Genomic DNA, 12,872 nt, shown 5'->3' on the forward strand with positions numbered 1-12,872 from the left:
GGGCACGAAGTGCAGGTCCGTCTGGGGCACGGAATGCACCCGTCCGTCGCGGCCGTGCGGCATGCTCAAGACCCATGACCATGATCGAGGTGCGGGGCCTCCGCAAGACCTACGGCAAGGTCGTGGCGGTCGACGGCATTGACCTCGACGTGGCCGAGGGCGAGATCCTGGGCATCCTCGGACCCAACGGCTCGGGCAAGACGACGACGGTGGAGTGCATCGCCGGCCTCCGCACGCCTGATGCGGGCACCGTGCGCGTCGCCGGACTGGACCCAGCACGGGACCGCACCGGCATCACCCCCGTCCTCGGCGTGCAGCTCCAGCAGGCCGGCCTCCAGGCCAAGCTCACGGTCCGCGAGGCACTCGGGCTCTATGCCTCCTTCTACCCCAACCCCGTCAACGGCGTTTCCCTCGCCGGACGACTCGGCCTCGGCGACAAGCTCGATGCCCGCTACGGGAAGCTCTCCGGCGGTCAACAGCAACGCCTCGCCATCGCCCTTGCCCTCATCGGTCGGCCGCGCATCGCCCTCCTCGACGAGCTGACCACCGGGCTCGACCCGAGGTCCCGGCGCGCCGTGTGGGGCCTGATCGAGGAGGCCCGCAACAACGGCATCACGATCGTCCTCGTCACCCACTTCATGGATGAGGCACGCCACCTCTGCGACCGTGTCGCACTGATCGACCGTGGCCAGATCACGGCACTCGACACCCCCGACGGGCTCATCGGCAGCACGACCGCCCCGACGATGATGAGCTTCGCCGCGCCCGACGGACTCGACGTCAGCCTCCTCGCAGACCTGGCGGGCGTGACCTCCGCCCGCCGTCGCGATGGGGGCCGCGTCGAACTCAGCCTCGACGACGACGCCGTCCTCGATGTCCTCGCCTGGCTCACCGCGCAAGGCGTCCGGCCAGAGCGGCTGCGCATCGTCGACTCCACCCTCGACGACGCCTTCCTCGACCTCACCGACCATGCGCCCGAGCGAGACCTCGAGGTGCCGTCATGAGTTCACCGACCGGCGCTCTCATCCGCACCGAGTTCAGGCTCTTCCTGCGCGAGCCGGGCGCCCTCTTCTGGATCATCGCCTTCCCGAGCATCGTCGTCGGACTGCTCGGTCTCGTCCCCGCGATGAAGGAGCCGATCAAGGATCTCGACGGCGTCCCCCTCATCACGCTCTATGTCCCGATCGCCATCCTGATGGCGATGTTGTTCGCCGGTGTCTCGACGATGCCGATCGTGCTCGCGGCCTACCGGGAGCAACGGATCCTGCGCCGGATCGCGACCACTCCTGCTCGCCCGGGCCACCTGCTCTTCGCGCAGTTCACCATCCACGCGGGGGCCGCCATCCTCGGTGGCGCCCTCGCCCTGACGCTGGCCAAGGTCGCCCACGGCGTTCCCCTTCCGGGTGACGCCCTGGCCTATGTCCTCGTGCTGCTGCTCATCCTCGCGGTCTGCCTCGCCGTCGGCGCGCTCGTCGCCGGGGTCGCGAGCACCACCAAGGTCGCCACCACCTTGGGGTCGGTTGTGCTCTTCCCACTCATGTTCACCGCCGGCGTCTGGTTGCCCGTCCAAACCATGCCCGGGCTCCTGGGCGACATCGTCTCGTGGACGCCACTGGGCGCCGCCGCCCTCGCCCTGCAGGAGGCGGCCGCCGGCTTCTCGCCCTCGTGGGAGCACCTCGCCGTCATCAGCGGATGGCTCGTCGTCCTCTGGGGACTCGCGATCCGGTCCTTCCGCTGGGAGTGAACTGGACGGCATACGCCGTCTGTCCTTGTATGCCGCTCGGCGCACCGTCCGTCGCAGGTCTCCCGCCTCCGGGCGACAAGGAGCGGACCCACTGTTGATGCACGGGGCCGGACACGGTTGGCTGGGCACCAAGACGTGTCCCGTATCGCAGTCCCCCATGACGAGGAGCCCCGAAGTGACCGACGAGAACCTCTCCAGCCACCTGGCCGAGCTCGACCTCTCCCCGAGCGACGAGCTCAAGGCCCAGGCCAACGGCACCGAGGCGCTCTACGCCGAGGCCGACGCCGACTACGAAGCCTTCTGGGCGCGTCAGGCCCGCGAGCGCATCACGTGGAGCAAGGACTTCGACCAGACCCTCGACTGGAGCGGCGCTCCCTTCGCGAAGTGGTTCGTCGGCGGCGAGCTCAACGTCGCCTACAACTGCGTCGACCGACACGTCGAGGCCGGCAACGGCGACCGCGTCGCGATCCACTTCGAGGGCGCCGGCGGCGACACCCGAACGATCACGTATGCCGACCTGCTGGCTGACGTGTCCCGCGCGGCGAACGCTCTCATCGAGCTGGGCGTCCAGACCGGCGACCGCGTCGTCATCTATCTCCCGATGATCCCGGAGGCGATCGCGACGATGCTCGCGTGTGCGCGTCTCGGCGCCCCGCACTCGGTGATCTTCGGTGGCTTCTCGGCCGAGGCCCTGCGCACCCGCATCAACGACGCCGAGGCCAAGATCGTCGTCACGGCCGATGGTCAGTGGCGTCGCGGCAAGGCCGCACCGCTCAAGGCGGCCGTCGACGAGGCAGTCGCCGGTGGCGACACCCCCGTCGAGAAGGTGCTCGTCGTCAAGCGCACCGACTCCGAGGTCGAGTGGACCGACGGCCGTGACGTCTGGTGGCACGACGTCGTCGACAAGCAGAGCCCCGAGCACACGGCCGAGCCGATGGACGCCGAGCACCCGCTCTTCATCCTCTATACGTCCGGGACCACGGGGAAGCCGAAGGGCATCCTGCACACGACGGGCGGCTACCTGACGCAGACGGCATACACGAACTCCGTCGTGCACGACGTGCATCCGGAGTCGGACGTCTACTGGTGCACCGCCGACATCGGTTGGGTGACCGGTCACTCCTACATCGTCTACGGGCCGCTGGCCAACGGTGCGACACAGGTCCTCTACGAAGGCACGCCGGACACCCCGCACCAGGGGCGTTGGTGGGAGCTCATCGAGAAGTACAAGGTGTCGGTCCTCTACACCGCACCCACCGCGATCCGCACGTTCATGAAGTGGGGCGATGACATCCCCGCGAAGTTCGACCTGTCGTCGGTCCGCGTCCTCGGCTCGGTCGGTGAGCCGATCAACCCCGAGGCCTGGCTCTGGTACCGCAAGAACATCGGTGGCGGCGAGGCCCCCATCGTCGACACCTGGTGGCAGACCGAGACCGGCGCGATCATGATCAGCCCGCTGCCGGGTGTGACCACGCTCGAGCCGGGTTCGGCGCAGCGCCCGATCCCCGGCATCAGCGCCGAGATCCTCGACGACGAGGGGAAGCCCTTCACGGAGGCCGAGAAGGTCGGCTACCTCGTGCTCACCAAGCCTTGGCCGTCGATGCTGCGCGGCATCTGGGGCGACCCGGACCGCTACAAGGAGACCTACTGGAGCCGGTTCGGCGAGAAGTACTACTTCGCCGGTGACGGCGCCAAGTACGACGCCAAGGGCAACATCTGGCTCCTCGGTCGCGTCGACGACGTCATGAACGTCTCGGGCCACCGCCTCTCGACCGCCGAGATCGAGTCGGCTCTCGTGTCGCACCCGTCGGTGGCCGAGGCCGCTGTCGTCGGCGCCTCGGACGAGACGACCGGTCAGGCGGTCGTGGCCTTCGTCATCCTGCGCGGAGGGGCGCAGGACAACGGGGACGAGACAGTGCAGGAGCTGCGCAACCACGTCGCCAAGGAGATCGGGCCGATCGCCAAGCCGCGCTCGATCATGGTCGTTCCCGAGCTGCCCAAGACCCGTTCGGGCAAGATCATGCGCCGCCTGCTCAAGGACGTCGCCGAGAACCGCGACATCGGCGACGTCACCACGCTGGCCGACTCCTCGGTCATGAACCTCATCCAGCAGGGCCTGTCCAAGGACTCCTCCGACTGAGAAGCCGACTTATTGCGCAATCCGTCGGAGCGAGCGCAGCGAGTGACGACGGATTGCGCAATAAGTCGGTGTAGGTCAGGCGAGGAGGGTGGTCTTGATCTCGGACTTGAGGACCTTGCCGACCTTGGACCTCGGCAGGTCCTCCCAGACCCAGACGTCCTTGGGGGTCTTGACGCTGCCGATCCGTTCCTTGACGAAGGCGATGATGGCGGCGGGCTCAGGCTCGGCGTCGGGCTGGGCCTGGACGACGGCGACGACCCGCTCGCCCCACTTCTCGTCGGGGAGCCCGACAACTGCACAGTCGCGTATGCCGGGGTGCGCCATGAGCGCCTGCTCGACTTCCGTGGAATAGACGTTGAAACCGCCCGTGATGATCATGTCCTTGGCGCGGTCGACGATGAACAGGTAGTTGTCGTCGTCGAGGTAGCCGATGTCACCGGTGTGGTGCCAGCCGTGGCGCGACGCCTCGGCCGTCGCCTCGGGGTTGCGGTGGTAGCCGCGCATGACGAGCGAGCCGCGCACGACGATCTCGCCGCGCTCCCCCGCCGGCAGCAGCGTGCCGTCGTCGTCCATGATCGCGACGGTGACCAGGGGCGCGGGGCGTCCGGCCGAGGCCAGGCGCGACTCCGCGATCTGGCCATCGGGCGTGAAGTGCTCGCGGGGTGGCAGGAGCGAGACCATCATCGGCGCCTCGGTCTGTCCGAAGAGCTGGGCCATGACCGGCCCGATCCGGGTCAGCGCCTCCCGCAACCGGTCGACCGACATGGGCGCGGCGCCGTACCAGAAGCATTGCAACGAGGACAGATCCGCGCCGTCGAGCGACTCGTGGCCGAGCACCATGTAGATCAGCGTCGGCGGCAGGAAGGTGTGCGTCACGCGATGCTTCTCGAGGTTGGTGATGAAGCCGCCGACGTCCGGGGCACGCATGATGACGATGGATCCGCCGCGGCAGAGGATCGGAAAGCACAGGACACCGGCGGCGTGGGTGAGTGGTGCGAGGGCGAGATAGGTCGGCACGCCCTCGAACGGATAGCCCATCAGCGTGATCGCGGTCATCGCCTCGAGGTTGGCCCCGGTGAGGACCACCCCCTTGGGCCGGCCCGTCGTGCCACCGGTGCCGACAATCATGGCGACGTCATCGACAGCGGGGCGATCGACGGTCTCGACCTCGCCACCTCGCCTCAGGAACTCGTCCCAGGTCAACGATTCCGGGACCTCCCCGTCGAAGCACACCCAGGTGTGCACCTCTGGCAGGGAGTCCCGGATGGCCGCCACCATCGGCGCGAACGACTGCTGGTGGATGACCACCACGCAGTCGAACAACGCCAACAGCTCCGCGTTCTCGGCGGCCTCGTTGCGTGGGTTGATCGGACACCAGACACCCCCGGCCCGGCTGATCCCGAACACTGTCGAGAAGCCGAGGGGGTCGTTCGCGGAGAGAATGGCGACGGACTGGCCCGGTGCGACGCCGGACCCGACCAGAGCGGCAGCGACGGCATACGACGTCGCCTGCACCGCGGCATACGACATGGTTGTGTCGTCCGTGACGAGGCACGGCGCAGCCGGGTCGAGCGAGGCGCCCTTGTCGAGGAAGCTGACGAGGCGCATGGGCTCAATCCTGAACTGTGAGAACGGGTTCCGAGACGAGACCGAAGGTCCGGAGCACCCCGAGCAGCTCGCGGTGGCCGAACGCCTGGCAACCCGACGCGAACCCGACGCGCTTGGGCGGAGCCTGAAGGAGGCTGTATGCCGCGTAGGCCTGCAGCAACCCCGTCTGCTTGTAGTTGCTGTTGCCGTGGATGACGCAGTGCGCCCGACCGAGCGGCCCGGAGGCGTGCACCGAGTCGAGGGACTTGTTGACGCGGGGGTTCTCGCGCGGCGGCATCTGGTTCATGACCTGAGCGGCTGTGGCCGTCAGCGCGGCGTCGCGATCCTCCTCGGACATGTCCTTGGTCGCCTCGAGGGCAGCCGCGACGATCTGGGGCACGCCGTGCATGAGGGCCGTGTTGAAGACGCCGCCCTGGGCCTTGACGTTCGCCACCCGAGGGTCGCGCCTGAACCAGATCGGGTGCGACGTGCCACCCCAGGGCAGCGAGAGCGCGAGCTCGTGCTGCCCGGGGACGACGAGGGGAACGAGCCCGGCCGCAGCGTCAAAGGCCACGAGCTGGTTCTGCTCGAGGTAGTGCGCAGTGGACGTCGCGGCGTTGACGAGGATGGTCTGGGTCGAGGCGATCGTCGGGCTGCCACCCCAGAAGACTGCGATGTCGAGGGTGTCCAGTCCCGGCTTCTCGAGGGCGACCTGAGCCGCGATCTCACCGGTCGTGTACATCTGCGCGATGCCCGGCGAGAGCAGCAAACCCTTGTCGGCAAAGGCTTCTCCCCACTTCTCGTCACAGGTGATGAGCCAGTCCTGCTCACCCGTGGTGTCGGTGTAGTGAACCCCCGCGGCGAGAGCTGCCTCGACGACCGGCGGACCCCACTTGCTGAAGGGCCCCACCGTGTTGAGGACGACCTTGGCGCCCTTGAAGAGTTCGGTGAGGGCCTCGACGTCGTGGTCGACGACTGTGACTTCGTAGTCAGCGGTCTCGATGCCGGCGACGTGGGAACTCATCGACTCGTTGAGTCGGTCCTCGTTGCGACCGGCCGCGACGAACGGCACGCCGTATTCGCGGAGGTACTCACAGACGAGGCGTCCGGTGTAGCCGGAGGCGCCGTAGACGACGACGGGCTTGTCACTCATGGTGTGCCTTTCGTGTTGCAAGAGAAAAGAATTCGGGTATGCCGTCCGCCCACCGCGGCGTGTCGCGCACGGTGGGCGGAGGCGTCCTTTACATCCCCATGCCGCCGTCGACAGCGAGGCCGGCACCGGTGATGAACTTCGAGGCGTCCGAGGCGAGGAAGACGACGGCGTCCGCCATGTCGTCGACCTGGCCCAACCGCCCGCTGGGGGTCTGGTCGATGACCGCGGCGACGGCCGCGTCGGCCGACTCGAACAGCCCGATCGCCGCGACGTCGTTGGCCAGGCCGGCGCCCATGGCGGTGGGGACGAGTCCGGGATAGATGCAGTTGACCCGCACGCCGTAGCCGAGCTTGCCGGCCTCCATGGCGGCCACCCGGGTGAGCCGGTCGACCGCCGACTTCGTGGCCGAGTAGACACCGATGCCGGGGAAGGCGATGGTCGCGGCGACCGACGCGATGTTGATGATCGAGCCGCCCTTGCCTGCGGCGCCGTCGGGTCGCATCGCGCGCAGGCCGTGCTTGATGCCGAGCGTGGTGCCGAGGATGTTGACGTTGAGCATCGCGCGGACGTCGTCGGCCTTGATCTCGGTGAAGAGCGACGTGATCTCGACACCGGCGTTGTTGACGAGGATGTCGAAGCCGCCGAGCTGCTCGACGGTCGCGGCGACGGCGGCCTCCCACGCGCCGTCGTCGGTGATGTCGAGCTTGACGAAGCCGTGGCCCTCACCGAGAGCGGCTGCGGTGTCGGCTCCGGACTCCTGGAGGTCGGCGATCATCACGCGGGCACCGGCGGCGGCGAGCGCCTGGGCCATGCCTTCGCCCAGTCCCTGGGCTCCACCGGTGACGAGGGCAACGCGACCAGTGAGGTCGATCGAAGTCATGGGCTTCTCGCTTCTTCAAGAGTTGGCGGTGGCCCGGGTCCATCACGTCGATGGGCGGACCCCGACCCCTCAGGGGGCCGTGGGCTCACCCTTGCCCAAAGTCTTGACACTCGTCAAGACCATCTGGTCAGAAAACTTTGCGCACCGTAGAGTGGCGCCCATGTCCGTCCACGCGACCACGTCGAAGCCAGGGCGCAGCCGTGCCCAGAAGTCGGCCAACCGCCGCGACGAGCTTGTCGACTCCGCCCTCGTCACCCTCGGGGAGCTCGGGTTCGCGCGCACCTCGCTGCGAGAGATCGCGGCCAACTCGACGTTCAGCCACGGAGTCGTGCACTACTACTTCAGCGACAAGGCGGAGCTGATCATTGCCAGCGTGCGCCGCTACAAGGCCACGTGCGTTACCCGCTACGACGACGTCGTCGCCTCGGCCACCACCCCGGACGAGCTGGTCACCGGATTCGCCGCCAAGCTCGCCGAGACCATCGTCGACGACGCGGCGATGCACCGCCTCTGGTACGACCTGCGCACCCAGAGCATGTTCGACGAGGCCATGCGTCACGACGTCCTCGAGATCGACGCGAGCCTCGAGTCCATGATCCAGCGGGTCCTCGCGCGTTATGCAGAGCTCAGCGACACGAGCCTCACCGTGCCCAGCGCCACGGCCTACGCCATGCTCGACGGCATCTTCGAACGCGCCCTGCTCCGGCACATCGCCGGCGTCGACGGCGTCCTCGACGACCTGAAGGCGACGACGATCAAGCTCCTCCCCCGCCTCTTCGCCTGACTCCACCCCCCGACTTCGTGCCCCGCACGGACACGCGAGCGCAGCGAGCGTGTCCGTATCGGGCACGAAGTCGGTCGTTCAGCTGGCGGTCAGCGCTCCGGTGAGCTCGGGGAGGGCGGCGACGAGATCGGTGAGCTCAGGTGTCACCTCGGCCGCCTCCACTGCGGCGGCCAGCGCGCGATCGTGCGTCGGTCGGGCCTTCTTGAGCAGGGCCCGACCGGGCGCCGTGAGCTCGGTGTAGATCCCCCGCCGGTCGTCATCGCAGAGGATTCGTGTGAGCAGTCCGCGATCCTCGAGTCGGTTCACCAGACGCGTCGAAGCGCTCGGCGAGAGTGCCGCGGCGCGGGCAAGCTGGGACATGCGCATGTGCCAGCCGTCCTGTCGCGAGAGCGAGTCGAGGACGCTGAACTCGACGACCGAGAGAGCGTGCTTGTCCTGCAGCGCGCGCTCCAACTCGGACTCGATCATCTGGTGCAGCGCAGCGAGCCGCCGCCAGCCCTGGGACCGGATCTGCACCGCGTCATCGGAGATACCCATGGCCCAATAGTAGCGCTTGCAATATCCCGCGTGTGCAACTAACGTCCTCTTGGTAGTTGCACACGCGCTATATTTCGTTTGGGAAGGAACCGCAGTGGCGTCCACGCTCGCACTGCCCGAGGACACGACCACACAGCGGCGTATGCCGCTCGGCCTGCTTGCGCTCGCCGTCGGCGGCTTCGGCATCGGACTCACCGAGTTCGTCATTGCCGGCCTGCTCCCCGAGGTGGCCCGTGACTTCGACGTCACCGAGACCGCGGCCGGCTGGCTCATCTCCGGCTACGCGCTGAGCGTCGCCGTCGGCGGTGTCGGCCTCACCCTCGCCGCGGCCAGGCTCCCCCGCAAGCAGGTCCTCATCGGCCTCATGGTGCTCTTCATCATCGGCAACCTGCTCTCTGCCGTCGGCACGAACTACACGCTGATGATGATCGGCCGGATCGTCGCCGCCCTGTGTCACGGCGCCTTCTTCGGCATCGGCTCGGTCGTCGCCGCGAGCCTCGTCACCAAGGAGCGCGCGGCCAGCGCCATCGCGCTGATGTTCGCCGGGCTCACCACCGCCAACGTCCTCGGCGTCCCACTCGGCACCCTTCTCGGTCAGGCCTACGGCTGGCGCTCGACCTTCTGGGCCATCACCGCCATCGGCATCCTCGCGCTCGTCGCCATCGCCACCCTCGTGCCCGCCTCGGTCAACGACCACGCCCACGAAGGCGCAGCCGACGGCGCAAGCCAGCCGACCGGCATACGCCATGAGCTGTCTGCTTTTGCGAACCGCCAGGTGTGGTTCTCGCTGCTCGTGACCGTCCTCGGCTTCGGCGGGATGTTCGGGGCCTTCACCTACATCGCGTTCACGCTCACCGAGGTCTCAGGCTTCTCGAGCGGCGCGGTGCCGTGGCTGCTCATCCTCTTCGGGGTCGGCCTGTTCGTCGGCAACCTGCTCGGCGGACGCGCCGCCAACCGCTCCGTGCCGCGCACCCTCATCACGGTGCTCGCGATCCTCACCGTCGTCATGATCGGCTTCGCGCTCACAGCCGAATCGCAGGTCGCCACAATGGTTTCGCTCGTGCTCATGGGTGCCTTCGGGTTTGCCACCGTGCCCGGTCTGCAGCTGCGGATCATGACGTATGCCGGCTCCGCACCCACCCTGGCGAGCGGTGCCAACATCGCGGCGTTCAACGTCGGCAACGCCCTGGGCGCCTGGCTCGGCGGCGTGACGATCGCGGCCGGACTGGGCTACGTGTCGACGATCTGGGCCGGTGCCGCGATGGCTGCGGCCGCCTTGGTCACCCTGCTCGTCGCGGAGCGGGTTCGGACCTGAGGGTGGGAAACGTTGGCATTGGCTCCCAGATGCCGCGGCGAATGTAGTTCTCCCGCAACAGGTCTGGGCGATCGGTGATGATGCCGTCGACACCCGCATCGAGGAGCCGGTCCATGAGCGCCGGCTCGTCGACGGTCCAGACGATGACGCGTATGCCGTGTGCGTGCGCCTTGTCGACGAGCCGGTCGACGAACACCGGCACCCGGCCGAGCGACACGGGCACATGCGCGAACTCCGCGGTGCGCACCCACCGCGGAGCGCTCACGCCGGCCCGGGCACAGGAGATGAGGGTCGTGAGCGAGCGCCAACCCAGGGCAGTGTGCGCATGGGGTGCGAGCTCGCGCAGACGACGCAACCAGCCATCCCATGCCCCCGCGACACAGACACGCTCACCGACGGAGCGGCTGGTGAGCACCCGTGCCATCGGCACGATCGCCTCCGCCTCCTTGAGGTCCACCGTGAACCTCGAGTGAGGGAAGGCCTCCAACGCCTCGGACAGGGTGACGACGGGTTCACCACCGACGCCGAGGCGGCGCAGGTCGGCCATGGTGTGGCCCCGCACCGGACCACGCGCCGTCGTCACCCGGTCGAGTGTCTCGTCGTGGAAGCACGCGAGCTGGCCATCGCTCGTGAGGCGGACATCGGTCTCGAGGTAGCGGATGCCGAGGGCGGTCGACCGCGCGAACGCCGCCAACGTGTTCTCTGGTGCGAGTCCTGCGCCACCGCGGTGGGCGATGGCGAGCGGGCCGACCTGCGAGGGGTACGCCATGACAACCATGGTCGCGAGGCGAGATGGACCACGGATGACGGGCACACGGCATACCGCCGACTGTTCACCCACAGTTCAGCGGAGCAGACCTCGGCGACCCGCCGCTAGAATGGACGTCAGGTGCGCCGGGAAGTCTGGTCGGCAACGTTGCCATCGACCCCGAAAGGGCCTCATGACCACCCGCAAGCACCAGGATCGCCTCTTCCGTCGACCGACCTGGGTCGAGAACCAGGCCGTCACCAAGGCCTTGCGCACCGAGACCGTCGGCGGCGCGATCCTCCTCGTCGCAGCGGTTGCCGCGCTCGTCTGGGCGAACTCACCCTGGCGTGAGGCGTATGCCGCGTTGCGCGAGTTCCGCGTGGGGTTCGAGCCGTGGCACCTCGAGCTGTCGCTCGGGCAGTGGGCGGCGGACGGGTTGTTGGCGATCTTCTTCTTCGTCGCTGGGCTCGAGCTGAAGCGCGAGTTCCTCGTCGGTGACCTGCGGAGTCCGGCCAAGGCGGCCGTGCCCGTCATCGCCGCGGCTGCTGGCGTGGCGGTGCCGGCAATCGTCTTCACCGTGGTCGTGCTCGTCGGTGGCGGCGACGCGGAGGCGCTGCGCGGCTGGGCGGTCCCGACGGCGACGGACATCGCGTTCGCCCTCGCCGTGCTCGCGGTCATCGGGTCACACCTGCCCTCGGGGCTGCGCTCGTTCCTGCTGACCCTGGCCGTCGTCGATGACCTCATCGCCATCACGATCATCGCGATCTTCTACACGTCCGGGCTCGACGTCACCGCGCTGCTCTTGGCGTTGGTGCCGCTGGCGGCGTTCGGGTTCCTCGTGCAGCGGCGGATCGCCATCGCGTGGTTGCTCGTGCCCTTGGCGTTGGCGACCTGGGCGCTGGTCCACGCGTCGGGGATCCACGCGACCGTGGCCGGAGTGCTCCTCGGCCTCATCGTCCCGGTCAAGCCGCGGGCGAGTGTGCCGTCGGTGTCGACGTTGTCGGCGGAGACGGATGTGGCCCAGCGGTTCGAGCACCGGCTCCGGCCCCTGTCGGCGGGGGTGGCGGTACCGGTCTTCGCCTTCTTCGCAGCCGGTGTGACCGTCGTCGGCGGAGGGGTGGGCGAGGTCCTGCGTGACCCGGTCGCGATCGGGATCGTCCTGGCCCTCGTCCTCGGCAAGGTCATCGGCGTGCTGGGCAGCACCTACGTCATGGCCCGCTTCACCCGCGCCGAACTCGACGACGACCTGTCCTGGAGTGACGTCGTGGGGCTGTCGTTGCTCACCGGCATCGGGTTCACCGTGTCGCTCCTCGTGGGCGAGTTGGCCTTCGGGCCGGGGTCGCCGCGTGACGAGCACGCGAAGCTCGCGGTCATCGCCGGCTCCGTGTTGGCGGCTGTCCTGGCCTCGATCGTGCTGCGCCGACGCAACGCCATCTATCGCCGGATCGCGCAGGAGGACACCGTCGATGACGACGGCGACGGCGTCCCCGATGCCTTCCAGGACCGGTCCGAGGTGGACGGCTCACCCCGGCCGGATACCACTCGGTAAGGTCGGGGCAGTCGCACCAGCCCGTCACAACCTGCAAAGGTGAGCGCATGACAACCGAAACCGGACCCGAGCGGACCATCGGCCAGCTCGTCGCCGATGCCACCCATGACGTGCAGGGCATCGTCCGCAGCGAGATCGCCCTGGCCAAGGCCGAGGTCTCCTCCGGCGCCAAGGTCATGGGCAAGGGTGTCGGCCTCCTTGCAGGAGCGGGCTTCATCGGCCTGCTCGGCCTGATCTTCCTGTTCCACACCCTGGCCCGCGTCATTGCCGTGTGGCTGCCCGTGTGGGCCGGCTACGGCATCGTCACCCTCATCATGTTCATCGTCGCGGGAGTGCTCGGCCTCCTCGGCAAGAACGCCCTCGCCAAGGCCAAGCCCGCGCCGAGCCGCGCGATCGCCGAGGCCCAGCAGACGATCGCCACCCTCAAGTCCTGAC

General features: G+C 68.4%; 12 protein-coding genes. 7 read left to right on the plus strand and 5 right to left on the minus strand.

Translation table 11 applies throughout. The features are described 5' to 3' along the window. The first annotated feature begins 74 nt into the window (after positions 1-74). The 3 genes from JNB_RS09835 to acs all read left to right on the plus strand — a co-directional run bounded on the left by JNB_RS09835 (position 75) and on the right by acs (position 3,884). On the plus strand, positions 75-1,004 hold the full coding sequence (locus JNB_RS09835) for an ABC transporter ATP-binding protein (RefSeq protein WP_009776301.1): 930 nt from the start codon (positions 75-77) through the stop codon (positions 1,002-1,004). Further along, positions 1,001-1,744 (plus strand): ABC transporter permease, encoded by a 744-nt coding sequence (locus JNB_RS09840; protein WP_009776302.1) that lies wholly within the window; start codon positions 1,001-1,003, stop codon positions 1,742-1,744. Before JNB_RS09835 ends, JNB_RS09840 begins: the two co-directional genes overlap by 4 nt. A 157-nt stretch (positions 1,745-1,901) precedes the next feature. Next, entirely contained in the window at positions 1,902-3,884 is a 1,983-nt protein-coding gene (gene acs, locus JNB_RS09845; protein WP_083784463.1) for an acetate--CoA ligase, read from the plus strand. A gap of 75 nt (positions 3,885-3,959) precedes the next feature. Here the strand turns inward: acs and JNB_RS09850 are convergent, their stop codons facing one another. The 3 genes from JNB_RS09850 to JNB_RS09860 form a co-directional block, all read right to left on the minus strand. Continuing rightward, positions 3,960-5,492, minus strand: coding sequence for a long-chain fatty acid--CoA ligase (locus tag JNB_RS09850; protein ID WP_009776304.1), 1,533 nt, complete (start codon positions 5,490-5,492; stop codon positions 3,960-3,962). Positions 5,493-5,496: 4 nt separating this feature from the next. Next, the gene (locus JNB_RS09855; RefSeq protein WP_009776305.1) at positions 5,497-6,624 is read right to left on the minus strand and encodes a DUF5938 domain-containing protein; all 1,128 of its coding nucleotides are present in this window, start codon (positions 6,622-6,624) and stop codon (positions 5,497-5,499) included. Between the two features lie 88 nt (positions 6,625-6,712). Then, the gene (locus JNB_RS09860; protein ID WP_009776306.1) at positions 6,713-7,504 is read right to left on the minus strand and encodes an SDR family NAD(P)-dependent oxidoreductase; all 792 of its coding nucleotides are present in this window, start codon (positions 7,502-7,504) and stop codon (positions 6,713-6,715) included. A 160-nt stretch (positions 7,505-7,664) separates the two neighbouring features. Between JNB_RS09860 and JNB_RS09865 the strand changes: the two genes are divergently transcribed. Beyond that, positions 7,665-8,288, plus strand: a complete 624-nt coding sequence (locus tag JNB_RS09865; protein ID WP_009776307.1) for a TetR/AcrR family transcriptional regulator — start codon at positions 7,665-7,667, stop codon at positions 8,286-8,288. A 78-nt stretch (positions 8,289-8,366) separates the two neighbouring features. On the opposite strand, the gene JNB_RS09870 is transcribed toward JNB_RS09865, so the two are convergent. Beyond that, positions 8,367-8,825, minus strand: coding sequence for a MarR family winged helix-turn-helix transcriptional regulator (locus tag JNB_RS09870; protein ID WP_009776308.1), 459 nt, complete (start codon positions 8,823-8,825; stop codon positions 8,367-8,369). Positions 8,826-8,967: 142 nt separating this feature from the next. Between JNB_RS09870 and JNB_RS09875 the strand changes: the two genes are divergently transcribed. Continuing rightward, positions 8,968-10,140 carry an MFS transporter gene (locus JNB_RS09875; protein ID WP_040884559.1) on the plus strand — a complete coding sequence of 391 codons (1,173 nt, stop codon included), beginning with the start codon at positions 8,968-8,970 and terminating at the stop codon, positions 10,138-10,140. Here the strand turns inward: JNB_RS09875 and JNB_RS09880 are convergent. Beyond that, positions 10,106-10,909, minus strand: a complete 804-nt coding sequence (locus JNB_RS09880) for a glycerophosphodiester phosphodiesterase family protein (RefSeq protein WP_050766698.1) — start codon at positions 10,907-10,909, stop codon at positions 10,106-10,108. The two genes, JNB_RS09875 and JNB_RS09880, sit on opposite strands and share 35 nt — an antisense overlap. Before the next feature lie 172 nt (positions 10,910-11,081). Here JNB_RS09880 and nhaA point away from each other — a divergent pair, with 172 nt between their 5' ends. After that, positions 11,082-12,437, plus strand: coding sequence for a Na+/H+ antiporter NhaA (gene nhaA, locus JNB_RS09885; protein ID WP_009776311.1), 1,356 nt, complete (start codon positions 11,082-11,084; stop codon positions 12,435-12,437). A gap of 47 nt (positions 12,438-12,484) precedes the next feature. Beyond that, positions 12,485-12,871, plus strand: coding sequence for a phage holin family protein (locus JNB_RS09890; protein ID WP_009776312.1), 387 nt, complete (start codon positions 12,485-12,487; stop codon positions 12,869-12,871). Position 12,872 lies beyond the last annotated feature (1 nt).

The organism is Janibacter sp. HTCC2649 (assembly GCF_000152705.1).
GTDB lineage: Bacteria > Actinomycetota > Actinomycetes > Actinomycetales > Dermatophilaceae > Knoellia.

Bases quoted from the DNA above. Each gene is read 5' to 3' on its own strand.
- JNB_RS09835 (WP_009776301.1), top strand. From the start codon at position 75: ATGACCATGATCGAGGTGCGGGGCCTCCGCAAGACCTACGGCAAGGTC.
- JNB_RS09840 (WP_009776302.1), top strand. From the start codon at position 1,001: ATGAGTTCACCGACCGGCGCTCTCATCCGCACCGAGTTCAGGCTCTTC.
- acs (WP_083784463.1), top strand. From the start codon at position 1,902: ATGACGAGGAGCCCCGAAGTGACCGACGAGAACCTCTCCAGCCACCTG.
- JNB_RS09850 (WP_009776304.1), bottom strand. From the start codon at position 5,492: ATGCGCCTCGTCAGCTTCCTCGACAAGGGCGCCTCGCTCGACCCGGCT.
- JNB_RS09855 (WP_009776305.1), bottom strand. From the start codon at position 6,624: ATGAGTGACAAGCCCGTCGTCGTCTACGGCGCCTCCGGCTACACCGGA.
- JNB_RS09860 (WP_009776306.1), bottom strand. From the start codon at position 7,504: ATGACTTCGATCGACCTCACTGGTCGCGTTGCCCTCGTCACCGGTGGA.
- JNB_RS09865 (WP_009776307.1), top strand. From the start codon at position 7,665: ATGTCCGTCCACGCGACCACGTCGAAGCCAGGGCGCAGCCGTGCCCAG.
- JNB_RS09870 (WP_009776308.1), bottom strand. From the start codon at position 8,825: ATGGGTATCTCCGATGACGCGGTGCAGATCCGGTCCCAGGGCTGGCGG.
- JNB_RS09875 (WP_040884559.1), top strand. From the start codon at position 8,968: ATGCCGCTCGGCCTGCTTGCGCTCGCCGTCGGCGGCTTCGGCATCGGA.
- JNB_RS09880 (WP_050766698.1), bottom strand. From the start codon at position 10,909: ATGGCGTACCCCTCGCAGGTCGGCCCGCTCGCCATCGCCCACCGCGGT.
- nhaA (WP_009776311.1), top strand. From the start codon at position 11,082: ATGACCACCCGCAAGCACCAGGATCGCCTCTTCCGTCGACCGACCTGG.
- JNB_RS09890 (WP_009776312.1), top strand. From the start codon at position 12,485: ATGACAACCGAAACCGGACCCGAGCGGACCATCGGCCAGCTCGTCGCC.